Below are 22,989 nucleotides of genomic sequence, written 5' to 3' on the forward strand. Positions count from 1 at the left end.
CATCCTCCAAGGCACGCTGCCGCTGACCAACGCGTGGGCCATTCCGAAGGTTGCTGGGGAGGGGTGGGGGAGTTTGCGAAAGTTACCGGACGTTGATGCGCGTTTCATCGGCAACGCGCGGGGCGGTGTCAGCTGCTTCTGAATCGGGCGTTTTCCGCGGGATTTTTGCAGTGCAGCTTCACGTCAAGGTGCGCGGCTATGACGCACGGTGCCGTGGAGGCCTCGCCCGCGGCGAGGAGGAGCCGGAAGCAGTGGAAAACAGCCCGTTCTGCGGCCTTTTGGCACGCTAAATGCTTGGGAAGGGCCGGCCGATGATGGCCGGGTACAAAACGTGCGGGGGCCGCCAGGCCCCCAACCTTTCGCATCATCTACAGAGAGGCTCAATGACCAAGTACAAGCTCGAGTACATCTGGCTCGACGGATATACGCCGACTCCGAATTTGCGCGGCAAAACTCAGATCAAGGAATTCGCGTCGTTCCCGACGCTCGAGCAGCTTCCGCTCTGGGGCTTCGACGGCTCCTCGACCCAGCAGGCCGAAGGCCACAGCTCCGATTGCGTGCTGAAGCCGGTCGCCGTGTTCCCGGACGGTGCGCGCACCAACGGCGTGCTGGTGATGTGCGAAGTCATGATGCCCGATGGCAAGACCCCGCACGCCTCCAACAAGCGCGCCACCATCCTCGACGACGCCGGCGCCTGGTTCGGCTTCGAGCAGGAGTATTTCTTCTACAAGGACGGCCGTCCGCTCGGCTTCCCGACATCGGGCTATCCCGCGCCGCAGGGCCCGTACTACACCGGCGTCGGCTTCTCGAATGTGGGCGACGTCGCCCGCAAGATCGTCGAAGAGCATCTCGACCTCTGCTTGGCCGCCGGCATCAACCATGAAGGCATCAACGCGGAAGTCGCCAAGGGCCAGTGGGAATTCCAGATCTTCGGCAAGGGCTCCAAGACCGCTGCCGACCAGATGTGGATGGCCCGCTACCTGATGCTGCGCCTGACCGAGAAGTACGGCATCGACATCGAATTCCACTGCAAGCCGCTCGGCGATACCGACTGGAACGGCTCGGGCATGCACGCCAACTTCTCGACCGCCTATATGCGCGAAGTCGGCGGCAAGGAGTATTTCGAGGCGCTGATGGCCGCCTTCGAGAAGAACCTGATGGACCACATCGCCGTCTACGGCCCGGACAACGACAAGCGTCTGACCGGCAAGCACGAGACCGCGCCGTGGAACAAGTTCAGCTACGGCGTTGCCGATCGCGGCGCTTCGATCCGTGTTCCGCACTCCTTCGTCAACAACGGCTACAAGGGCTATCTGGAAGACCGCCGTCCGAACTCGCAAGGCGACCCCTACCAGATCGCTTCGCAGATCCTGAAGACGATCTCGTCCGTGCCGACCGACAAAAAGGCCGCGGCCTAAGATCCTCCCGGCCCGGGCTGGGGGGCTGGCCCGGGTTGGCATTCAATCCGCCGGAGCGACAAGCTCCGGCGGATTTTTGCATTGTGATGACAGCTGTTCCTCTGCCTGTCGGCCCCGGCGCCGCGAAACTTGTCCATCGCCGCCGAAAGCGGGATAGAGTGCGTCCGGATGCGCGCAGAGCCGGGGACACGGCTGGTGTTTGAAGGCTTCTACAAGGTGAGATTTCAGCTCGGCGATTCCGTCGGCCGCAGCGTCATGCATGCCGGCAACGGCAAGATGCTCGGCGGCAATTCGGCTTTCGCCCATATCGGCAGCTACGAGAAGACCGACAGCGGCGTCGACGTCGTCATCAAGACCGTCCGCCACAATCCCGATCCGAGCTACCGCGCCATGGCCGGCACCGACGATGCGACCCTGATCGCGAAGGGCTGGGCCGACGGCGATCTCTATCGCTTCAAGGGCGAGCTCAAGGAGCTGCCGGGCGTGCCGTTCCAGTCGCTGATGACGCCGATCACCGAGGAGGAGGTGCCGATCGCGGGCGGCGTCGGCGAAGCCGGCATCAGCGACGGTCTTTACTCCATCCACCTGCGCATGCTCGACGGCCTCGACGGCGGGCTCACCGGGGTGATGCTGCTCAACCAGGGCCGCATCCTCGGCGGCGATGCGGCTTTCTACTATCTCGGCAGCTACACCGCCGCGAAGGGCCGCTGGAAGGGCCAGATCCTCAACCAGGAGCACACGCCGGCCAAGGACGATCCGATCTTCGGCGGCCACGAGGTCGGCATCGGCTTCTCCGGCAGCTACGACGCCGAGCAGGCGGTGCTGGAGGCAGCGGCGCTGGCCGGCAAGCGATCCTTGCGCCTGACCGCTGCGCTCAAGCTGATGCATCGCGCCTGATCGCGTCTGGAGCTATCAATGGAAAATGTCCGCATGCTCTCGACGCTCGGCCTGATGGGCGCGATGCGAAGCCTGTCCACCGCCTTCGAGGCCATCAGCGGCATCCATGTCGATGCCGATTTCGCGCCGACGCTGGCGCTGCTCAAGCGGTTGCGCGCGGGCGAGGCCGCCGACCTTGTCATCCTCACCCGCGAAGGCCTCGACGAGATGATCGGCGAAGGCCAAGTGGTCGCCGCGAGCGCAGCGGATCTGGCGCGCTCCTTCGTCGGCATCGCCGTGCGGGCAGGGCAAGCGCACCCCGACGTCGCCAACGAAGCCGCGCTGCGCCAGGCGTTGCTCGCTGCGCGGTCCGTCGCCTATTCGCGGCTCGGCGCAAGCGGCGTGTACTTCGCCCAGCTGATCGTGCGGATGGGCATCGCGGCAGAGATCAACGCCAAGGCCAGCATCGTCGAGCAGGGCTTTACCGCCGAGCGGCTCGTGACGGGCGAAGCTGACCTCGCCGTGCAGCAGATCAGCGAGCTGAAGCAGGTCGGCGGCATCGAGGTGGTCGGCCCGATCCCGCGCGAGCTGCAGACGCCGGCCGTGTTCTCCGCCGGCCGCATGGCGAATGCGAAACATGCCGGCGCCGCGGACCGCTTGCTGCGCTATCTGGCATCGCCCGAGGTCGCCCCCGTCCTGCGCCAGTCGGGACTCGAGCCTTGAATTTGCCGAGCCACAGACGCAACGTGACGATCATGCGGATTTTCCTCCTTGCCATGCTGCTGGCCCTCGCCGCGCCCCTGACGGCGCAGGCGCAATCGGCCGATCTCGTGTTGTGCGACCGTCTCGCCGCCGATCCCAGCGATCCCGACAAGCCGGCCGACGTGAAGGGCGTCGCGGAGATCGCGTCCGCCGACATCGCAACCGCGGTCAAATTCTGCAGGCAGGCGGCCAACGCCTCGCGCCGCGCGATGTTCGCGCTGGGGCGCGCCTATGCGGCCAACCGGCAGACAGCGGAGGCGATCGCGGCCTGGCGCAAGGCGGCCGACAAGGGATCCAGTGCGGCCATGGTCGAGCTCGGCGTGCTCTACGGCACCGGCGCCGGTGTCGCCAAGGACGAGGCGCAGGCGCGAAAGCTGTTCGAGAAGGCGGCGCAGGCCGGCAACCCGCGCGGCGTCAGCAACCTTGCCGCGCTCGGCAGTGCAGGCGGCGCCGCGCCGGCCGACCCCGCCCAGGCCCGCGCGCTGCTCGGCAAGGCCGCCGAGACCAATGCGGAGGCGCAGTACCAGCTCGGCCTGATGCTGTCTGAAGGCGATGGCGGCGCAAAGGACGACGTCGCGGCGCGCGCGCTGTTCGAGAAGGCGGCGGCGCAAAACCATCCCGGCGCGCTGGAGCGGATGGGGGCCTTCGCGCAGGAAGGCCGCGGCGGTCCGAAGGACAAGGACGCCGCCAAGGCCTATTACGAGCGCGCCGCCGCGCTCGGCGACGAGGACGCCAAGAAGGCGCTGGAGCGCATTCGCTGTCCCTATGCGATCAAGGACAAGCAGGGCAAGCTCGTCACCACGCTGTGCTTCTGATTGATCGCGCTCCCTTCAAGAGCGGCCAGTCGCAATGGGCGCGCATCGGGCAGGTGAACATCGGCCCTCATCCGGGCCGCTAAAAACAAAACTCCGAAAACAACCCCATGCGCAGTAGGGCCCCCGCTGAAATCACAGCGAAATTCGCGCTTGCGGATTTTACGAAGTTCGTTTGACCCGTCGGGCAAAACAGGGGTATAGTGGTATCATGGCCACCGACGTTTTCGAGCAGGGCCCCTGCGCGGAAAGGCCGGATGGAATCGGTGCGGCAGCGGTGCTAGGTAGCCCTCGATTCCATATTGATTTTGCGGGCGAATTGCATTGCTGGACGGGCTCTACAAGGTTGAATACGGCGTCAACGATGCGTTCGGCTGCAGCATCATGTGCTTGCATGACGGCAAGATGCTGGGCGGCAATTCGGGCTTTGCGCATCTCGGCACCTATGTCGAGCGCGACGGCGAGATCATCGCCCAGGTCATCACCGAGCGGCACAACCTGGACCCCGGCTACAAGCCGCTGATGGGTGCCGACGTCGCCTCGATCCGGGCGCGCGGCCGCCTCTACGGCAACCAGATCCGTCTCGAGGGCGGCGCGGACACCATGCCTGGTGCCAGGTTCTGGGCCAATCTCACGCGCCTCGACGACGAGGGCTTGCCGCCGAGCGGTGCGGTCGGACCGGGCGGCATCGCCAACGGGCTCTATGGCATGAAGCTGAGCGCGCTCGACGGCGTCGATGCCGGATTGTCCGGCGTGATGCTGCTGATCGACGGACGCATCCTCGGGGGCGATGCGTTCTTCTACTATCTCGGCTCCTATTCCTCGGCGGACGGCCGCTGGAAGGGCGAGATGCTGAACCAGGAGCACACGCCGGCGAAAGGCGAGAACCCCGTGTTCGGCGGCCTCGAGGTCGGCATCGGCTTCTCCGGGACCTGCACGGAAGACAGCGGCGAGCTCGAAGGCATCGCGCTCGCGGGAAAGCGAAGCTTGCGGCTTGCGGCGTCGCTCAAGCTGATGCGAAGGGCGTAGGGCGCACACTCATTGGCATCGGATGTCCGCTTCGTGAGCTGCATGCCTCGGGTTGGCTAGGTGCGGGTAGACCCATTCCTTCCGCCCGTATCGCAGCAAGCTGTCGGTATGCCTTGCCTGGCGTCCCAGATCAGCTGCTAGATCAGCTTTCAGAACGGCGTCGTTCTCAACGGCAGCAAACCGATCGAAGGCAACTGCTCTTTCAAGGTAGTAGAATCAGGGCTCCAGTGCAGTGGCAATTCCTTGCTCGACTGGCGATTAACCTGCATCAGCAACTCTTCAAGAATGGAAGGAAAGCAGCAATTCGCAAGGAACGGCTCGGAATAAGCCTTGTTGCCCGACATCGATGACACATGTCCCTCCCTCGACTAACCCGGCCAGCACTGCTGACCGGGTTTTTCCTGCATGGAGAGACCACCGACCTCTGCGGCTCTGCTGTCGCGCGGACTTTCTCGGTTAAGGGCGCGCTTGGTATCACCATCCCGCCTTTCGTCCTTGTGAGCGCCGAAGCCATCAACTGACGTCTCCCCTTGGCTGGTGGCTGACCTCCGCTCTGCTCGTTCGCATTGTCCGCTTCCGAGGTGAGGAGTGGCGTCATGCACACCGCGAGGCATCCTTTGTCGTCGCCTCTCTGTCCAGCACGTCGTTTTTCGGGCTGCTCTTTGGTTTAATTCTCGCCCCAAAGCACTTCACGGGAAGAATTAATTATCCTAGATTTAATACACGTTAATTATTGGAAATATTAAATACGGTAAATCACGAGCATACCCGAGGAACTTTTGGCCAGGGCGTTGCGCATGCAAGTGCCCTAGGGCCCAAACTCGTTCTATCCGTACGGAGCTGGCTGGCATGGATCGAGAATACCTTGACGCGTTGTCCATGGATGAATTGTGGGCGCTGCACACGCAGGTCGATCAGATCCTCGCGGCGAGACTCGTTGCAGAAAAGCGCGAGCTCGAACGGCGGCTCGATCAGCTCGGCCAAGGAGCAAACTCGAACGAACCGGCGAAGAACTCCCCGGCGAAGCACTAGGACGCGAAGCCGGTTTTTAGCGGGACTCGGGGTTTGTTATATTTAGTGATTGAACTCGATTAACTTTATTTAATTTACTCAGACTGGCGGACGTGTTTAATTGCAAGAGTCATGAGGAGGCGCGATGTCCTCATACGAACACGACGACCGGCGCGAGTTTTTGAAGACCTGCGGAAAATTCGCCGCCGTAACTCCTCCTGCCGTGACCATGCTGATGTCGACATCAACTCGGTCGCGGCGTCTGGCGGGGAGGGCGCGGGGTCCCACGAACACCATCATCACAAACACGGTGAGATTAGCTGAGGGTCGCTCCGGGGCGCGGCTTGCCGCTCCATCTCTTCTCGCGACGAAATCAGTGGGGAACGTGCTCAGGGTCGAACCCTAGGTACGTCGCCACGCGGAGGACCCGGCCATGGGTGGTCTCCACCATATCCAGACTTCCTCGTCGGCCCCGCGGGCCGATCTCTTCAAATCGGCCAAGGTGCCTGCGGGCAATCCTTGGGCGGATGCTGCTGCCGCTGCTGCTCTTCTTCGTCACCGTTTCGAAGCGCTCGCTTCTCAGCTCGCCGAACTGGAAGCGCTTCGCGTACGAGTGCTTGAGGCTGAGCAGAAGCACGACCCGAAATTGATCTGATGAAAGGCTGGGCCGGGCATCAGTAAGCGCCGTTTAGCGCATAATGAACTCGGCCACTTTCAGCTTCTGGCGACCTATTGGCCTCTGAAGAGTGTTGCCGCGCCAAAGAGTAGGGCGCATTGGAGGCAGATATGCTCAGGTCGGTGATCAAGTCTACGGTCATAGCAACGTTGTTGATCACCCTGATTGGCCCGCCGGTCATCACCCAGGCCTTTGGCCACGGGAGCGGTGGTGGTGGTGGCGGTGGTGCCGGGGGCGGTGGTGCTGGTGGCGCTGGAGCTGGCGGTGGTGCCGGTGGGGCTGGTGGCGCTGGAGCTGGCGGCGGTGGTGCTGGTGGTGCTGGAGCTGGCGGCAGTGGTGCCGGCGGCGCTGGTGGTGCTGGAGCTGGCGGCAGTGGTGCCGGCGGCGCTGGTGGTGCTGGAGCTGGCGGCGGTAGTGCCGGTGGCGCTGGTGGTGCCGGGGCCGGCAGCGGTGGTGCGGGTACCGCTGGTGGTGCCGGTGGCAGTTATGGCGGGGGCCATCATGATGCTGGTGCATACAGCTTGCCCTATTCCAGTCGGCTGGGCACGAACATGCAGCTGATTCAAAGGAGCAAGGCCTGGTCTGGTGGTGGCTGGATTCGTGAGGATACTTTTTATCCACTCCGCGGACCCGCGCCCCGGCTGCGGTGGGATATGTGGAGGCACGCGGCGCCCGTGTCTGACCTCCACAGGCTTCACAAGGCTCAGCGAACAAGGGTCGGGCCGCACGACATGCGGAAGATTCTGTCGGGCCAGAAATCTGTGCAATCGTTCGGGACGCGAACCTCATTGGACGCGCGTCGCGGGGAGGGCGATGCGACGGCTAGCCGCCGACCGGTAAATCGTTCACGAGTCGAAGTACAGGTAGCGCCGCCATCCTTGATCGAGCGTAAGGAAGATCAAACGACTGGCGCGGCGCCGGTAGATGCGTCGGCGGATGTGGTCAAGATCACCCCGCCAGCCGCGATCGAGCGCGAAAGCGAGCAAACGATCGGCGCGGCATTCGTAGATGCCTCGGCGGATGTCGCTCAAGTCAACCCGCCCTCCGTTATTGAACAGTACGACGCGTCGACAACGCTGTCACTCGACGGGCTGGTAGCGATGATGATGGCACTCGTCGCACTTGGTATCCCATTGCTCCTTCACCATAAGGATGCCCGACGCGTGTTGGCCTATGCTGCGACGCGTCGCTCCGAAGCACGGCTCGACGATGCTCGCCCCGTCTACTTACTGTGTCCACCGCGGATCGAAGCCGATCCCGATCTTGAATCTAATTGGGAAGCGTCCGTGAGAAACGTTCTCAACACAATAAAAGAGGCTGAGGTCGAGATGGCTTCCTCACGACAGCTCCGAAAACCCGCGTGAAGCCCTCCCTGAGTTTGTTGACGCTGATCGTGCCTTTGAGGTTTTGGGAGACCTACCCGTCGCCTAAACAGGTGCGTCGATGCCGGATTGTCCGGCGTGATGCTGCTGATCGACGGGCGCATCCTGGGAGGCGATGCGTTTTTCCACTACCTCGGCTCCTATTCCTCGGCGGATGGCCGCTGGAAGGGCGAGATGCTGAACCTGGAGCACACGCCGGCGAAAGGCGAGAACCCCGTGTTCGGCGGCCTCGAGGTCGGCATCGGAGTTTCCAGGAGCTGCACGGAAGACAGCGGCGAGCTCGAAGGCATCGCGCTCGCAGGGAAGCGAAGCTTGCGGCTGGCAGCCTCGCTCAAGCTGATGCGACGGGCGTAGGGCAAGTGCTCACGAACGTCGGATGCCGGCGTCGTGAGGTGAAGCAGGCCTGATGGGTCGCCCTCGCCAATGTCAGCAAGCGGTCCGATGCCAAGTTCGGCCTAATTGAGAGATCGACTGAGCTTAGGAGAGAAGGATGCTATTGAAAGCGAAAGTGGCCGCCCGCCTTCCAGCCAAGGATCTGGATCGGGCTCGGGCGTTCTATTCCGAAAAACTCGGCCTTGAGCCGATCGAACAGCGCGAAGGCGGATTGCGCTATGTCTGCGCAAATGGCGAGTTTGCGATATTCGTCTCAGCTGGCACGCAATCCGGCACGCATACGCAAATGGGTTGGGAAGTCGAGGATATCGAAGCAACAGTGCGCGAGCTTCGCGCGCGAGGAGTCAAATTCGAGGAATATGATCTGCCTGGTCTGAAGACGGTCGAGGGGATTGCCAAATAACCGGGAACTACCCCAGCAAGGGCACCGGTGAGCGAGGTGCGTGGTTCCGCGACAGCGAAGGCAATCTTCTTGGGATCGGTCAGCCAATACGTTCCTGACGGGCGGCTGGGGCGTAGTTGGCGCTCGAGGCGATCGGCAGCGCCAGCGCTGCCTTCAACGAAGGGCGCGATGGCCTATCCAACAAGCCTGGCCAATCTCGCGGTGGGTATTGATCCGAGCGTTCGCAGAACGCGTCGTTGGTGGCTGCGGCGGGCCGGAGATTGACGGGAGCGCAAGGACTTCGTGGTGAGCTCTTAGCCAGTGTTTCTGACCGCCTCAGCCAGAACGGCGTAAAGCTGCTGCCTGCTGAATTCCTTTGTCTGCTTCCTCTCTGCTGTATTCGATGACACCTTCTGCGCGATTGGACGGGCGCAGGCTGCCGACGACGGCCTCAGCTTCGGGGCCGGCCTTATCTGGGGCCGTGCTGTGGGCGGCTTGTGACCGCGCTTCAGGCCCAGACGATTCAGCATACCGCAAACCGCGTTACGACTGCAGCCGAGATGGCGCGCAATCTGCGCCGCGCTCTGTCCTGCGGACCAGAGCCTTTTCAGAAGCGCTATGTCTTTCGCATCCCATCCCATGAAACATATTATAACACCGACTGCCGGACCCGGGCCAGTCTAGTCTTCTTCCGGCTCGCGCACGACCGCCGGTTCATCATCATCGTCTTCCTCCTCGTCGTCCTCGTCGTCCTCGTCTTCATCGTCTTCATCGGGATCCCGGGGCGGCATCACGATGTGCATCAGCGTGAGTAGTGTCCAGCCGATCGCTCTGGTGGAAACTGCTTCGGAGGTGTGTTGCTTCATGCCTTTGTGCTCCTCGACAAATACGTGCGCTCGCAAATTCTTGGGCGGCTCATTCAGGTGGCAGGGCTCGATCGCCGCAAGCGCGATGCAGATCAGGTTGATTGCACCATCAGCGGGCGTCAGGCTAACCGGCAGCGTTTTCGGCTACTTGATGCCCGAGGACCCATTGGGCTCTATGTTCACCAAAACCTCGCCGGCAGAGATTTCGGGAACTCCAAGATCGAGGTCGGGTAGACTGGCTTGAACAAATGCCAGTATCTTGGCGTTCGCTGCGTTGGCGCTTTCGCGGTCGTCAAATATCATGACGGCGATGCCGACACCGTCGCCCGCATCCAGCACATGGTAAGATCTGAATCCCGGCGATTGCCTCAGGATCTCACCAACGCCGCTCTTTGCGCGACGAGCGGCGTCCGCTACCGAACGAACCTTGCTGTACTTGCGAATGACCATGTACATGGGGCACCACGTGCCATACGCCCAATCGCATCAAAGCATTTCGGTCGCGCTCGGACTAGTGCTAACTTCCGCGATGGACCTCGCGTCCGGCCGGGCGGACCGCGCAACGCGCCTTGCCAATGAGCCATCCTCGGTGCTGAGGCTCAGGAGCCCTCGAACTTGAACGATACGTTGAGCTTGGCGCGATAGGCCTCGACCTTTCCCTTGTCATCCAGTTGCATATCGAGCTTGATGACCTCTGCAACGCGAAGATCCCGCAGAGATTTGGCAGCTTGCTCGACCGCATTGGCGGCCGCCTTCTCCCATGAGTCGGTGCTGGTACCGATCAGTTCAATGACCTTGTAGATGCTATCGGGCATGTTCGTCCTCCTAATCGGCAGGGAGCAGGAAGTGTAGCATCAGGAAATCGACGCTGATACGCCCAAGGGATGCCGCGGAAAAGGTCCGACTGTCTGTCACTTTCCTGTTCGACCCAAGGAAGAACTCGGGTTGTCCTGTCGGGGATTGCGTTCGCATTTCAGCTCGTAGGATGGGGTGAGCCCTTGCGAAACCCATCATGCTTCGTCGCATATGGTGGGAGCGATGGGTTGCGCCGGCGCTCCACCGTCCTACGCGCCGGCCAGACCGGCAGTCAGCGGAGACCGCCGTTCATCCGCAAGGATCGCACGAAATCGATCACTGCCAGCGCCATGACGCTGACAACAATGATGATGAGCGGGATGGCCTTGATCCAGGCCACCAGGATTCCAAGAAACGCCAGGACAAGCGCAAGGCCGATGATCCCGGTGATCACATTGGTCATCGCATCTTCCTTTTCGCCGCACCGGGAGCCGATTTCGCCCCGGCGCTCGGGACTTTGCACCGAGTGCCACTAGCCCTGACAAGCCAGTGCGCCGTGCGCAAGAGGCGGGCATCGTTTCCGCGGCGGCCGACAAGCTGAACGCCCAGCGGAAGGCCGGTTTCGGAGCTCATCAACGGCAGGCTGATGGCGGGCACGCCGAGATAGGTCCAGAGCGTGCAGAAAATCGGGTTGCCGGTCGTCTCAATTCCGGGCGCCGCGCCGGGGGCTGCGGGCGTCAGGATGGCGTCGTATTCGTCAAAGATATGGTCCAGCGCCTGATTGAGCGGCGCAATCCCGGACAGTGCGTTGCAATAATCCACCGCGAGATGCGTGCGACCGCGCTCGATCGCCTGGCGCAGCCGGGTGCTCAGTCTGTCGCCGCCTCGTTCGTAGTCGCGCCGCAGATTGTGCGCCATGTCGACTTCCATGATGATGCCATGCATATCGACGGCCTTGGCGAAGCGAGGGCCAAGCTCGACTTCGCTCGACGCGTCACCCAAAATCTCGATGAGCTCGGCAAAGGCATCCCGCGTCACCGGCTCGGCCTGATCCCAGACCGGAGAGTGAACGAAGGCAAATCGCGGCGGTAACGGCGGCTCGCTCGCCGCTACGGCGGTGAATGGCGGACACGCAACGGGCCGGGTGTCCGGATCCTCCTGGTCGAAGCCGACCAGGACCTCGGCGAGCAGGGCCACGTCCTCGACGCTGCGCCCAAACACGCCGACATGATCGAGCGTGCGCGACAATTCGAGCGCGCCGCTGCGCGGAATCAGGCCATGCGTGGGCTTGAAGCCGACCACGCCACAGAAGGCGGCAGGACGGATCACGGAGCCGTTGGTCTGCGAGCCGATGGCACCTGGTGCCATCAGCGCCGCAACGGCCGCGGCGGAGCCCGAGGACGATCCGCCCGGCGTGTGAGCCGTATTGTGCGGATTTCGCGTCTTGCCGGGATTGTAGTACGCGTACTCGGTGGTCACCGTCTTGCCGAGGATCACGGCTCCTGCCGCCCGCAGACGCGCCACGGCCGCCGCATCGCGACGCGGCGTGCGTCCGGCCCACAGATCCGATCCGAATTCCGTCGGCATGTCGCCAGTGTCGAAGATATCCTTGATGCCCAAGGGCACGCCATGCAGCGGGCCTACGGCCTTGCCGTGCTTGCGATGATCGTCGGCAGCCTCGGCCTGCCGCATCGCGTGGTCGCGATCGAGGAACGCCCACGCATGGATGTCGTGATCAACCTCATCGATGCGCTTGAGGCAGTCGCCGACAAGTTCCACCGAGCTGAACCGGCCGTCGCGGATGCCGGCCGCAGCTTCGGTGAGACGCAGTGCGCAGAGACTCATCTCGCCTCGTCCTCAATTCTGCGAAAGCTCGTTCTCATAGCCGGGACCAGTAGTTCGGCAGCCAAAGCGCCATGCCCGGAAAGATATACATGAGCACCATGAACGCCACCACGATCCAGATGTAGGGCATCACGCCCGAGAAGATCTGGTTGATCGTCACATGCGATGGCGCGACACCCTTCAGGTAGAACGGTGCCATTGCCACCGGCGGCGACAGGAACGAAGTCTGCAGGTTCAACGCGACCATGACGCCGAAGAACAGCGGATCGATGCCGAACTGCTTCAGGAGCGGCAGGAAGATCGGCAAGAAGATGATGATGATTTCCGTCCATTCCAGTGGCCAGCCAAGCAAGAAGATGATCAGCTGGGCCACCAGCATGAACTGCCACGCCGAAAGGCCGAGGCCGACGACAAATTGCTCGATATAGGCCTGCCCTCCCAGCAACGCGAATGCCGAGGAGAAGATCGCCGAGCCGACGAACAGCCAGCAGACCATTGCCGTGGTGCGGGCGGTGAGGAAAACCGACTCCCGCAGTTTATCCATGGTAAACGCATTGTTCGGAAGCAGCGCGCACATGACGAGGATCGTCAGGGCCGCGGCGGCGATAGGGACTGCGTTCAAGCGCGGCAGGCCGAAGTAGCGAACGCCGATCAGCCAGACGACAACGGCCGTCATGATCACGGCGTAGCTGCGCAGGATGAGCAGGTTGTGGCGCTTGGAATAGTCCGCGCCATAGCCGATCGCGAGCAGCAGCGCGCCGAAGGCGCCGATCGCCGCCGATTCGGTAGGAGTGGCCAGTCCTGCAAAGATCACCGCGAGCACGACGAAAGTCAGGATCGTCAGCGGCATGAACGATACCAGCACTTCGTAAAGCACGGTGCCAAGCGGCGCGCTACGCTCCTCCTTCGGCAATTTCGGCGCGAGCTCCGGTTTCCACGTCGCAAGTGCCATGATGTAGACGAGGTAGGCGGCGGTCAGGCCGAAGCCGGGAATGAAGGCGGCAAGATAGAGCTTGATGGGAGAAATGCCTGCGGTTGCGGCATACAGGATCAGCATCACGCTCGGCGGAATCAGGATGCCCAGGGTGCCGCCGGCGCAGATGACGCCCGACGCCAGCTTGTTGTCATAGCCTGCGCGCAGCATCGCCGGCATCGCCAGCAGGCCCATCAACACGACCACCGCACCGACGATTCCGGAGGCAATGCCCCATAGGGCGCATACCACCATGGTCGCAAGGGCAAGCGAGCCGGGCAGACCGCCGATCGCAAGCTGGAGGGCGCGGAACATGCGATCGAGAATATTCGCCCGGTCAATGATGTAGCCCATGAAGGTGAAGACCGGGACCGAGATCAGGACGTCGTTCGACGAAACCTCGAAGGCCTTCTGCACCAGCAGCGTAAATACGCGATTGGACGTGAGCTCCTGGCCTGGCACGTAGTAGGCGTAGAACCCGAAGCTGACGCCCATCGCCATCAGCGTAAAGGCGATCGGGAATCCCAGCACGATCAGAAAGATGAAGATGATCAGCATCGAAATGCCGAGTTGGGGATCGGTCATGCCGAGCCCCCTGTGCGGACGGACGGAGCCTGCCGGTCATGCTCGGCCAGATATTGCTGTTGGTGCAGGATGACCGTTTCCATTTCCTCGACGTCATGCAGTCGCTGAGGCCATTGGCCGTCGCGGATACAAAGGATGCATCGGATGATCTCGGCGACGCCCTGGATCAGGAGCAGCGTGCCGGCGAGGGGGATCAGTGCCTTGAGCGGAAAGACCGGGATGCCAGCCGGACTGAAGACGCTCACTTCGCGAAAGCGTACCGACATCGAGGCGTAGTTGAAGCCAGCATAGACCAGAGCGAGAACGCCCGGAAGAAAGAACAGGACGAAAAGAACGAGATCGATCGTCGCCTGGGTGCGTGGCGCCCACGTCCTGTAGATGAAATCGCAGCGCACGTGATTGTTGCGCGCCAGCGCATAGGCACCCGACATCAGGAAGAGACCGCCATAGGTGATGTAGCTGAAATCGAAAGCCCATGTGGTGGGCGCGTTCAAGGCATAGCGGACGAAGACCTCGTAGGTTACCGACATGCTGAGAATGAGGATCAGCCAGGCGAATGCCTTGCCGACCCAGGTGCTGAGTTCGTCGATGAAGAAGAGGAAATTTCTCATGCGAGCTTGGCCCGCGGCGAGTAGCACATCCGGATGTCCCCCAACCAATTTGGTGCCCGGGCGGCGCTTGCACAGCGCCACCCGTCATCATGCAGCGTCAGTGCTGCGCCGCCGAGGTCGTCACGCCTTGAGGACCCCCGGGAAGTGATGCTCGAAGGCGCCGCGGTAGTCCGTCGCGTTGTTCATGTTGTAGTAGACCACGCGGCGCACCCATTCCTTCTGCGAGTCCATGACCTTCTTCATGAACGGATCCGAGCCGAGCTGGGCGATCAGACCGTCCCACGCCTTGATCTGGGCGTCGAACACCGACTTCGGTGTCCGCTGGACGTTGACCTTGTCTTTGTTGATCAGCTCCTGCAGGTCCTTCGAATAGTAATCCATGGCTTTCCATTCGTTGGCGGAAGACACGGCTTCGGCGGCGTATTGCAGGATCGCCTGCTGTTCCTTCGGCAGCGCGTTGAATTTCGTCCGGTTGAACATGATCTCGAAATATTCGGTCGCCTGATGATGGCTGCCCATCATGTAGTTCTTGGCGACATCCTGCGCGCCGAAGCGCCGGTCCGAGGTCGGATTGTTGAACTCGAACCCGTCGATCACGCCACGCTCCATCGCGGGCACGATCTCGCCACCGGGCAGCTGCGCGACGGATGCACCCATCGCCTGGAAGAGGTCGGCGGCCAGGCCCACCGTGCGATACTTCAAACCCTTGAGGTCATCGGCACTGGTGATGGGCTTCTTGAACCAGCCGAGCGGCTGGGTCGGCATCGGCATGGCGAAGAAGCTCTTGATGTTGACGTTCATGATCTTGGTCTGGAGCTCCTCGAACAGCTCCTTGCCTCCGCCGTTGTGGATCCAGCCGAGGCCTTCGTTGGCGTTGAAGCCGAACACCGGGCCGGTACCGAACAGCGAGGCGGCCTTGTGCTTGCCGTACCAGTAGACAGTGACCGTGTGTGCAGCGTCGAGCTGGCCGCCATGAACGCCATCGAAGACCTGGAACGGGTGCACGACCGAACCGCCGACGAGATAGTCGATGCGCAGCCGACCACCGGCCATCTCGTTGACGCGCTTCACATAATCCTCGGCCATCTCGTTGAAGACATCGGCTTTGCCCCACGAGCCCTGCATCTTCAGGGCCACCGTTTGCGCCCGACTGACTTGCGGCATGGCAATGGTGGCGGCGCCGGCCGCGCCGGCCGTCAGCAAGAATTTGCGACGAGTGGTTTTGGTCTTCTCAGCCTTTGAGCTCATGGACGTCCCTCCCTGGCGGCCCTGGTTGTTCGAACGCGCTTCAGTGCGCTTGTCGTTGTTAACCGCTGGAGGTATGCCGCATTCCAGCGACTTTGATCACAGTTTGGACGCATGGCCGGCGTCCGACAAGCGCACCGGTGTCGCACAATTGGTCTTAGGCGACTCCATATGGTCTGTTGGCAGCCGATATCCTCGCGCTTGTCGCAGCGCAGCAAAGATGCAGCCGGACGTCCGCCATTGGCGCGGCCGGCGAAAGGCGAGAACCCCCGCGTTCGGCGGCCTCGAGGTCGGCATCGGATTTTCAGGAACCTGCAATGAAGACAGCGGCGAGCTCGAAGGCATCGCGCTCGCGGGGAAGCGAGGCTTGCGCCTGACAGCCTCGCTCACGGCAAATCAGGTCCAGGACGCGCTGGGCACGCTGGGCGCATTAAAGGCCGAAAGTCGATAGGCGACTTTCGGAGGCGCAAGGCTGAAGAAGCAGTACTTCTTCGCGCTAGCCGTTTTTCAGCGCACGAGACCGCGGCGCTAAATTCGTCTGCCGCCTTTGAGCGAAGACCGCTCGATCAAGAAATCGTCTAATTTCCGGCCGCATCGAAGCTGCGGTTGCAGCCAGCGAGGTGGCCTACCGCGACCCGACCACGTTTCTGCGGGGTTGTTCGGATTACGATACTTGGGCCGGACCGGCGGGTAGGGACGACGCTTACGATCGAACCGTATGGCCTCGTTGGCGAGTCCAATCTTGTGGAGCCGTTCCTCCAATCGTGCTTTTTGCACCAGGATTTTCTCAGTAAGGCTGGCCGTAACCTGCTGGTGAACTATCCAGAGCTCGTCAAGCGAGAGCAAGTTGAATTGCGCGGCATTCATGGCACAGATCCGGTTCTGGTGAGAAGGCCAGTCACACAAGCCGTAAAATGAAGGGACAGACAACCCGACATTTAAAAATTAGCCGTACAATCCACATTAAAGTGCGAGGTAGCAGGGAGAAAGGCGCGACGGCGGTTATATCGTGGCGGAACATTTAATTGGGTGAGGACAAGGACGCGGGCGACGCTCGGCGCTCGCGGGTGGCTCGATTTCGTCGCTTTTGCAGCCTGCTAGAGCTGGATCGACCTATTAATTGGATAGCCGAGCGCAAAATTAATCATCGCATCGCCCAATTTAAGCCGCATGAGAGCCCATCTTGCCGCGAAGGCTTGTGCCGGATGGGGGCAACACCGGGAGTTTTCGATGTCCGGTCATTTGCGATTCTGCTTCGCCAGTTTGGTTCTTGTTGGAGCTGTTTCGGCGGCACCTGCGTCCGCCAATCCCATCACCGACCTGTTCAATACTGGTCCTCGCGAGCCCGCTGCAACGTCGCCGGTGCAGCCAGAATGCTTGCTGCGGCCCGGCAACTCGTCTGGCCCACGCCAGCGCTGGGTGTATCGGCGGGACGGCCATCGCAAGTGCTGGTTCCTGGCCGAGGGCATCGCAGTCGTGCGAAAGTCGGTTCGTGATCGCGCGGCGAAAGGCGGCGCCAGTCCCGACAGGAATGAGGCTGGGCGGCACAGGCAAGGCCCGGTGATTGATGCGCGCGCGGAGTTACTGAGGTCGGCACCGGCCGAGGGGACTTCGGCGACGCCGCCGGCGCTCGAACTCAAGGTAGCTGATGCCGCTTCGGAGCTCAGTACGCGCGCCGCCCCGACGTGGGTGGCTTCCATCGCGGAGCTCGCTGCGCCCGAACATTCAGTGCCTGGCCAAGCCGATGTAAAGCAGCCTCTCGCGGCGGGGCCCATCGCTGACGCAGGGCCTTCGTCGGATCCGCCGGCTATCGCGATCAGCGTGGTCGAGGAGGAGCGGAGCTCGGCGCTGCCCTGGTTGGGCGTGCTGCTGATGGCGCTGGGGGGCCTGTCAGTCTTAAGCTCGAGCCGCACACTTCGGGACGCGGTGCGATTGCGCCCACCGAGAGTGCGATACGCCGGGCACGTTACCTGACGCGCCGCCACGAGATCCATGAATTCAGGAGTTCGAAGTCGAACGGGAATCCGTGCGACCGCTCCATCCTGAATAGACGGCGGATCTCGCCGCCGAGTTAGCTTGCGGCTCTTGCTCCGCGACCCAGTCCGACACGCCGCCTTCTGCCGAGTGTTCTGGCCTCTACACGTCGGAGCTTGCTTCGAAGCTTTTCGACCTCTCTAAGCTCCGCCACGAGTGCGTGGAGTCGCTCGCTCAAAACAGCACAAGTATAAACTTGACGCATACTGGACATGGCACGCCTCGAGGCAGTTCATAAAAAGAGAAAGGACAAAATTCAGTCGGCCGAAGTTCAGTGAGTCAGAGCAGTGGCCGCCAAATGTTCCCAATACTCCGCCTCTGCGAGCAGCTTCCAGCTTCTCTCGGGATAGCGCGCGGCACTCTGTCGGCAAAGCAATGCCATTGCGCGAAACCGGCGGGCAACTTCCATTCCAACCTCCCATTATATTTTGTTTTCAACATATTGTTTAATGTCGTGCTGGAGTCATCATCATTATCGGTCATAATCAAAATTATCGTTTAAGGGCAGTCAACTAGGGTTCCTCAGGCGAACTAACGGGCATTTGTTTCGGTTCGGAGTTCAGATCGGTTTCGAATGCGACGTGCTGCGTTCGCGTTGCGAGTTGAAGCGCCTCGCCACGCGATTGTGCGCTCGTCAGGAGCCTGTGGCGCAACAACACAATTGTGTTGATCAGACTATCGGTCGGGTCTGCGCGAGTTCTCAGACAGCGGCGAGGCGAGGAGAGTGGGACCTCAGGTCGGGCACCGGAACAAAAGTACTCCAAATTAGCCGACCCTCGTCAGCTCAATGCCACGCCGCAAGAGCGGCCCTGGCCAGAAGCCTCCCGAAAATCCCGAGTCCGGAGGTTTGCGGAAGCGTTCCACTGCTCCATGGCCCGAAACCATTTGGACAGCGAAATCGGAGACTTTGACACGCGCGAGCCGTTTGACTTGGACCTGCGAGGGATCCAATCGCAAGCCCAACCTCACGAACGCATGGCGTCGATCGCATGGGCGATTAGGACCACTGCACTGACGCCGATGAGAACGACGAGCAAAAGAGTGAATAACACGTTCGCCTCCAATGTCTGGAATTGAACGCGCTCATTCGTGCACAGTCAAAATCAACCGGCCGAGATTATTAATTTCGGCTTTGGGCTGAGGATTCACGGTAACGCTTGCGTCCGTTGTCGGCCCTATCGATGGAATGCCATGAACAGAAGAACCCCGACAACGCACGCCGCGAGTGAGAGCAAGTAAATACCCACGGCAATCCCCGACTCATCACAAATCAGCATTTAGATTGGAACTCGCATCATTGCACGGGTCAAGTGCGAGCGGCTCAACAAATTATTTAATCAATTAAATAATGCCGAAGTCAGCCGGATGTGATTTAATTGCAGATCCCGACGTCGCGCGAGAAAGCGCATTTTAGGTTGGCTTCTTCATTCGGAGTCTCGCCATGATCGAACGTCGTGCAATGAAGCGGATAGCGATCAACCGGGCGGCGCGGCTGTCATTCGGTGAAATCATTGGGACTCATCCCTGCATGGTGCGGGACATCAGCGCCTTGGGAGCCTGCATCTCCACGCCGTACTACATATTCGCGAACGAATTTGCGCTGTCGTTCGACAGTCACTCCGGGATATTCGTCTGTCGCGTTGTGTGGAGGAAGGAGACGCTTTGCGGGGTCCGCTTTCTTCTGCGACACTGCTCGCCGAACTTAGAGAATGATTCCAGCATCACTGCACTCGCAGCGCGACTTGGCCCCCGGATGGTGTGCGGCAATGGGCCCGTTTCCGCTCACCTTTAGCGTCGTGCTGCACAGCACGCCTCTTTCGGACTTGAGAAGGCTTAGTCTCGATCAATCGTCGCAAGGCGCCGCTCGTGACCACGACGGATATTCGGCTCCGAGAAAAGCCGGCCAGCAGTGCTGACCGGGTAAGTCAACTTGGGAGGAGAGCAAGGATCGCCATCGATCTCCGACAATGAGGCGTATTCCTCGTCGTTCCTGTACGGTTGCGGGGTTTCCACCGCCCGTGAACACTCCCTGATGCAGGTTAAGCTCTCCTCGGCCCCCGTCGGAAGACACACTTCTGCGACTCTGTATCGCCGATTTCGACCCGAAGCAGACGAAGGCTTGGAAAGGTACCCGAGGGCCGAGCCCATCGAGGGGGGGCTTGGAATTGACGGGAGCGCAAGGACGTTCGTGGCGAGCTCTTAGCCAGTGTTTCTGACCGCCTCAGCCAGAATGGAGTAGAGCTGCTGCCTGAAGCGACGGCACCGCGCAAGTATCAGCAGTCGCGCTCAAACATTGGGTGCCGGTAGTGGACATCATTGGGTTATTTCGAAGCCGAAGACCTCGTTTCGTGCTCGACGTCACTTTCGATCCAGCCATGGCTAGTCCAGGGAAGCGGCTGTTCGACGCTGTAAATGCGTTTGACGGCGATAAGAAGAGGGGCTGCTGTTCATTAACATCCGCCTGCATGTCGCATCGTGGTCCATGCCTGACCTCCGCCGGATCGACGAAATGACTAGGCCCCGGTGCGAGCGTTCGCTTAGTCGATGCTTGTCGAAGAAGGTTCATCTGAGGATAGAGAAATTTCGCAGCTCCTCAACGCGGGCGTGTGGTCATAGGATGGATCACCCGGGCGACGAGGCCCGAGCTCCAATGGCATCGTTTTTGGTTTCGGACGCGGCGCCGGTCGCCGATCCGCGCGTCAAGGTTTGCCTTTACCAACAAAAGCATAGAGGGGGGACCATCATGCCTGCGTTGTCACGCCGCGATTTCCTGGCACTCTCGACATCAGCCGCAGCCGTCGGGCTCGCCGCGCCCGCGCGCGGGACGATGGGGCCGAACGACAAGTACGACCTGGTGATCCGCGGCGGCGAGGTGCTCGACCCCAGCCAGTCGCTGCGCGCCAGGCGCGATATCGGCATCCGCTGGGGCGTGATCGAGGCCGTCCAGGAGACGATCCCCGCCGAGCGCGCGTTGAAGAGCATCGACGCCTCGGGCAAGCTCGTGATGCCCGGCCTGATCGATCTGCATTGTCACGTCTATCCCTACGGCTCGGCCATCGGCATTCCCGCCGACGAGCTGGTCCAGTTCCAGGGCACGACGACCGTCGTGTCGGCGGGCGATGCCGGCGTCAACAATCTGGCGGCGTTGCGCCGTTTCATCGTGGCCCAGACGCGGGCTCGGATGTACGCCTTCGTCCACATCGCCAATAACGGCCTGTCCGCGTTCCCCGTCGCCGAGCTCTACAACATCGACACCGCGCAGACCGAAGCCTGCGCCATGGCGCTGGCCGAGAATTCGGACTTCCTCCTCGGGGTCAAGGTTCGCATGTCGGAAAACGTGATCTTCAAGCATGGGCTCGAGCCGCTCAAGCGCGGTATCCAGGCTTGCGAGATGTGCGGCTGGCCGGCGAAGATGATGGTGCATATCGGCGGCGTCGAGTCCAAGGAGCTGATGTCGCAGATCCTCGACCTGATGCGCCCGGGCGACGTGCTGACGCACGCCTATTCGGGCGCCCCGAACATGTCGAGCGTCTTCACGAATATCGTCCAGGACGGCAAGCTGCTGCCAGCGGCCCTGGCAGCCAAGCAGCGTGGCGTGCTGTTCGACGTCGGACATGGCGGCGGCAGCTTCGATTTCACCGTGGCGGAAGTGGCGATCCCCGGCGGATGCGCTCCTGATACCATCTCGTCCGATATCCACGTCTTCTCCGGCAATTCGCCGGGCATTCCCTTCCTGCCCAACGTGATGAGCAAGTTCATGCTGCTTGGCTTCACGCTGGAGCAGGTCGTCGCAATGGCGACGACGGCGCCGGCGAAGATCATCAATCGCGCGCCGAAGATCGGGACGCTGCAGGTCGGTGCGCCGGCCGACGTCGCGATCATGGAGCTGGTGGAGGGACCGGTCAGCTTCGTCGACACGCGCAACAACAGGAGGGAAGGGAAAGCCCAGCTCAAGCCGATCCAGACCGTCATCAACGGCGTGCCCTTCGGGCGGCCTTATCAGGCGCCGTTCTCGGTGAGATAGAGAGTCGGCGCCGGTCTCGAGCCGCTTCGGGAAATGTCTGCACGTCGAGGACGGCAAGCCGCCGCTCAGCGCGGCGTACTGTTCGCCGTCGGGCACGGCGGCGGCAGTTTCGATTTCGCCGGGGCGGAACTGCTGAGGCAGCCTTGAGCGATAGCCGACTTTGGCGTTGAGCCGATTTGTTCCGGGTGCTATGTTCGAGCGACATCATTGCCCTTGGGCTGATGGGACGGGCGGGTTATCAGGCTTACGGACTGCCGCCTGCCAATTTGGAAACTGGAATATTCTAGCCATAGGCCCCGCCTCCGGACGCATTTCAAAGTCGGCCGGAGAATGTTGATTGACGTCATTTTCCTCCGTTCTTCCCATTGACTCGGAGGCGGGCTTTTTTGTCCAACTAGAAAAAGCCATCGCCATGTCTACTTTCAGAAGCCGAGCCCGGTGCGCGGCAGGTAGTGGCCGTTCAAGCGCAAGGCGAGTTTGCAACTACTTTTTGGCTTGCATACTCCAAGCCGCCTGCGTCGTTCCTTTCGCGAGCACCGCGTCCGCGCAATGCGCAGCCCGCGATGTCTTGCAGAACCGGCTGAAGCCCAAGACGCACTCGGCCCCAGCGTCCGAACAGCCTATCAGGTCCGCTAGTGACGTTGCGACCTGGAAGACGATCACGCTAGGTACCTTCGCCAACTCACTTACCTTGCGCAACGAGCTCGCTAGCAAGGGCTGCAGTGTCGGTGGTCAGGCTGCAGAAATCCTTGCTCGGCCGGCGTTCACCGTTAGCTCTCAGAAGACAAATGTCGAGCTCGTCCATTTATCACCTGCGCAGCTTGGGTTTACCTTCGACACCGTGACACTGGCTAACGTATACGCACGCGCCCAGCAGGTCGGCCTTAAGCTTGCTGCGGCCGAAGTCGGCCCGCAATTGCGCATCCAATATTTCGACCAACCTGTCGGCGAATTTCTCATCATCGGAATGGAGCCGATCAAGACATGGAGCGGCGAGCCGATTATTCTGAATGTGGCAAATGGCGGCGCCGGATTGATCCTAATCGGCCAGGATGGTCGAGCCGAAGCGGATATACCCGTGACCTCTCGTTTCATTTTCGTCCGATCCCATCAACCGGCAGCTAGCAGCGAAGTCGTCGGATCAGTCGCGGCATTCTTGCCGCCGTGAACGGATTGAGGCCGCCTTAGTGTCGAATGACGGCTTATGATCCGTTGGCGAGTTTCGATGCTCCTAAAAATGGCCAGCTTGTTAGGCATCATGGGATCTCTT

General features: G+C 61.4%; 26 protein-coding genes and 1 pseudogene. 16 read left to right on the forward strand and 11 right to left on the reverse strand.

Annotated features, from left to right (window positions below):
* The first annotated feature begins 383 nt into the window (after positions 1-383).
* The 5 genes from AB7M16_RS36940 (at position 384) to AB7M16_RS36960 (ending at position 4,897) form a co-directional block, all read left to right on the forward strand.
* The gene (locus AB7M16_RS36940) at positions 384-1,418 is read left to right on the forward strand and encodes a glutamine synthetase beta-grasp domain-containing protein (RefSeq protein ID WP_172788501.1); all 1,035 of its coding nucleotides are present in this window, start codon (positions 384-386) and stop codon (positions 1,416-1,418) included.
* A 195-nt stretch (positions 1,419-1,613) separates the two neighbouring features.
* Positions 1,614-2,315: a GrlR family regulatory protein gene (locus tag AB7M16_RS36945; RefSeq protein WP_172788564.1), complete on the forward strand. Its 702-nt coding sequence runs from the start codon at positions 1,614-1,616 to the stop codon at positions 2,313-2,315.
* Positions 2,316-2,333: 18 nt separating this feature from the next.
* Positions 2,334-3,017, forward strand: coding sequence for a substrate-binding domain-containing protein (locus AB7M16_RS36950; RefSeq protein ID WP_453947054.1), 684 nt, complete (start codon positions 2,334-2,336; stop codon positions 3,015-3,017).
* A gap of 32 nt (positions 3,018-3,049) precedes the next feature.
* Positions 3,050-3,871 carry a tetratricopeptide repeat protein gene (locus tag AB7M16_RS36955; protein WP_453947056.1) on the forward strand — a complete coding sequence of 274 codons (822 nt, stop codon included), beginning with the start codon at positions 3,050-3,052 and terminating at the stop codon, positions 3,869-3,871.
* Between the two features lie 321 nt (positions 3,872-4,192).
* On the forward strand, positions 4,193-4,897 hold the full coding sequence (locus AB7M16_RS36960; RefSeq protein ID WP_172788504.1) for a GrlR family regulatory protein: 705 nt from the start codon (positions 4,193-4,195) through the stop codon (positions 4,895-4,897).
* Between the two features lie 149 nt (positions 4,898-5,046).
* Here the strand turns inward: AB7M16_RS36960 and AB7M16_RS36965 are convergent, their stop codons facing one another.
* A complete protein-coding gene (locus AB7M16_RS36965) occupies positions 5,047-5,241 on the reverse strand; it encodes a hypothetical protein (protein WP_260383459.1) in 195 nt (64 codons plus the stop codon).
* Between the two features lie 505 nt (positions 5,242-5,746).
* Between AB7M16_RS36965 and AB7M16_RS36970 the strand changes: the two genes are divergently transcribed.
* From AB7M16_RS36970 to AB7M16_RS37000, 7 genes and pseudogenes are all read left to right on the forward strand, one after another.
* A complete protein-coding gene (locus AB7M16_RS36970) occupies positions 5,747-5,929 on the forward strand; it encodes a hypothetical protein (RefSeq protein ID WP_172788470.1) in 183 nt (60 codons plus the stop codon).
* 124 nt (positions 5,930-6,053) lie between these two features.
* A complete protein-coding gene (locus AB7M16_RS36975) occupies positions 6,054-6,314 on the forward strand; it encodes a hypothetical protein (protein WP_373569492.1) in 261 nt (86 codons plus the stop codon).
* 27 nt (positions 6,315-6,341) lie between these two features.
* On the forward strand, positions 6,342-6,563 hold the full coding sequence (locus AB7M16_RS36980; RefSeq protein WP_172788506.1) for a hypothetical protein: 222 nt from the start codon (positions 6,342-6,344) through the stop codon (positions 6,561-6,563).
* A gap of 231 nt (positions 6,564-6,794) precedes the next feature.
* On the forward strand, positions 6,795-7,145 hold the full coding sequence (locus AB7M16_RS36985; RefSeq protein ID WP_453947057.1) for a hypothetical protein: 351 nt from the start codon (positions 6,795-6,797) through the stop codon (positions 7,143-7,145).
* A 317-nt stretch (positions 7,146-7,462) separates the two neighbouring features.
* Complete coding sequence (locus AB7M16_RS36990; RefSeq protein ID WP_453947058.1) at positions 7,463-7,948, forward strand: hypothetical protein; 486 nt, start codon at positions 7,463-7,465, stop codon at positions 7,946-7,948.
* A gap of 63 nt (positions 7,949-8,011) precedes the next feature.
* Positions 8,012-8,320: pseudogene (locus tag AB7M16_RS36995) on the forward strand (GrlR family regulatory protein); the annotation flags it as partial.
* 136 nt (positions 8,321-8,456) lie between these two features.
* Positions 8,457-8,762 carry a VOC family protein gene (locus tag AB7M16_RS37000; RefSeq protein WP_453947060.1) on the forward strand — a complete coding sequence of 102 codons (306 nt, stop codon included), beginning with the start codon at positions 8,457-8,459 and terminating at the stop codon, positions 8,760-8,762.
* Positions 8,763-9,055: 293 nt separating this feature from the next.
* Here the strand turns inward: AB7M16_RS37000 and AB7M16_RS37005 are convergent, their stop codons facing one another.
* The 9 genes from AB7M16_RS37005 to AB7M16_RS37045 all read right to left on the reverse strand — a co-directional run bounded on the left by AB7M16_RS37005 (position 9,056) and on the right by AB7M16_RS37045 (position 15,664).
* The gene (locus tag AB7M16_RS37005) at positions 9,056-9,382 is read right to left on the reverse strand and encodes a GcrA family cell cycle regulator (protein WP_172788508.1); all 327 of its coding nucleotides are present in this window, start codon (positions 9,380-9,382) and stop codon (positions 9,056-9,058) included.
* Between the two features lie 39 nt (positions 9,383-9,421).
* Entirely contained in the window at positions 9,422-9,607 is a 186-nt protein-coding gene (locus AB7M16_RS37010) for a hypothetical protein (protein ID WP_453947061.1), read from the reverse strand.
* A 144-nt stretch (positions 9,608-9,751) separates the two neighbouring features.
* Positions 9,752-10,063: a hypothetical protein gene (locus tag AB7M16_RS37015; RefSeq protein ID WP_172788510.1), complete on the reverse strand. Its 312-nt coding sequence runs from the start codon at positions 10,061-10,063 to the stop codon at positions 9,752-9,754.
* 143 nt (positions 10,064-10,206) lie between these two features.
* The gene (locus AB7M16_RS37020) at positions 10,207-10,422 is read right to left on the reverse strand and encodes a dodecin family protein (protein WP_172788511.1); all 216 of its coding nucleotides are present in this window, start codon (positions 10,420-10,422) and stop codon (positions 10,207-10,209) included.
* A gap of 272 nt (positions 10,423-10,694) precedes the next feature.
* Positions 10,695-10,865, reverse strand: a complete 171-nt coding sequence (locus tag AB7M16_RS37025; protein WP_172788512.1) for a hypothetical protein — start codon at positions 10,863-10,865, stop codon at positions 10,695-10,697.
* Positions 10,862-12,181, reverse strand: a complete 1,320-nt coding sequence (locus AB7M16_RS37030; RefSeq protein WP_439363218.1) for an amidase family protein — start codon at positions 12,179-12,181, stop codon at positions 10,862-10,864. The genes AB7M16_RS37025 and AB7M16_RS37030 overlap by 4 nt, the downstream gene beginning before the upstream one ends.
* Before the next feature lie 100 nt (positions 12,182-12,281).
* Positions 12,282-13,805: a TRAP transporter large permease gene (locus AB7M16_RS37035; protein ID WP_172788514.1), complete on the reverse strand. Its 1,524-nt coding sequence runs from the start codon at positions 13,803-13,805 to the stop codon at positions 12,282-12,284.
* On the reverse strand, positions 13,802-14,497 hold the full coding sequence (locus AB7M16_RS37040) for a TRAP transporter small permease subunit (protein WP_306557873.1): 696 nt from the start codon (positions 14,495-14,497) through the stop codon (positions 13,802-13,804). Before AB7M16_RS37040 ends, AB7M16_RS37035 begins: the two co-directional genes overlap by 4 nt.
* 39 nt (positions 14,498-14,536) lie before the next feature.
* Complete coding sequence (locus AB7M16_RS37045) at positions 14,537-15,664, reverse strand: TRAP transporter substrate-binding protein (protein WP_453947065.1); 1,128 nt, start codon at positions 15,662-15,664, stop codon at positions 14,537-14,539.
* A gap of 217 nt (positions 15,665-15,881) precedes the next feature.
* Between AB7M16_RS37045 and AB7M16_RS37050 the strand changes: the two genes are divergently transcribed.
* Positions 15,882-16,112, forward strand: coding sequence for a hypothetical protein (locus tag AB7M16_RS37050; protein ID WP_453947067.1), 231 nt, complete (start codon positions 15,882-15,884; stop codon positions 16,110-16,112).
* 77 nt (positions 16,113-16,189) lie between these two features.
* Here AB7M16_RS37050 and AB7M16_RS37055 read toward each other — a convergent pair whose 3' ends face one another.
* Positions 16,190-16,528: an H-NS histone family protein gene (locus AB7M16_RS37055; RefSeq protein WP_260383466.1), complete on the reverse strand. Its 339-nt coding sequence runs from the start codon at positions 16,526-16,528 to the stop codon at positions 16,190-16,192.
* Between the two features lie 2,608 nt (positions 16,529-19,136).
* Between AB7M16_RS37055 and AB7M16_RS37060 the strand changes: the two genes are divergently transcribed.
* From AB7M16_RS37060 to AB7M16_RS37070, 3 genes are all read left to right on the forward strand, one after another.
* Positions 19,137-19,487 (forward strand): PilZ domain-containing protein, encoded by a 351-nt coding sequence (locus AB7M16_RS37060; protein WP_172788517.1) that lies wholly within the window; start codon positions 19,137-19,139, stop codon positions 19,485-19,487.
* A 951-nt stretch (positions 19,488-20,438) separates the two neighbouring features.
* The gene (locus tag AB7M16_RS37065; protein WP_172788518.1) at positions 20,439-21,719 is read left to right on the forward strand and encodes an amidohydrolase family protein; all 1,281 of its coding nucleotides are present in this window, start codon (positions 20,439-20,441) and stop codon (positions 21,717-21,719) included.
* Positions 21,720-22,056: 337 nt separating this feature from the next.
* Positions 22,057-22,887 carry a hypothetical protein gene (locus AB7M16_RS37070; RefSeq protein WP_453947069.1) on the forward strand — a complete coding sequence of 277 codons (831 nt, stop codon included), beginning with the start codon at positions 22,057-22,059 and terminating at the stop codon, positions 22,885-22,887.
* Positions 22,888-22,989 lie beyond the last annotated feature (102 nt).

Source organism: Bradyrhizobium sp. USDA 372 (genome assembly GCF_053629095.1).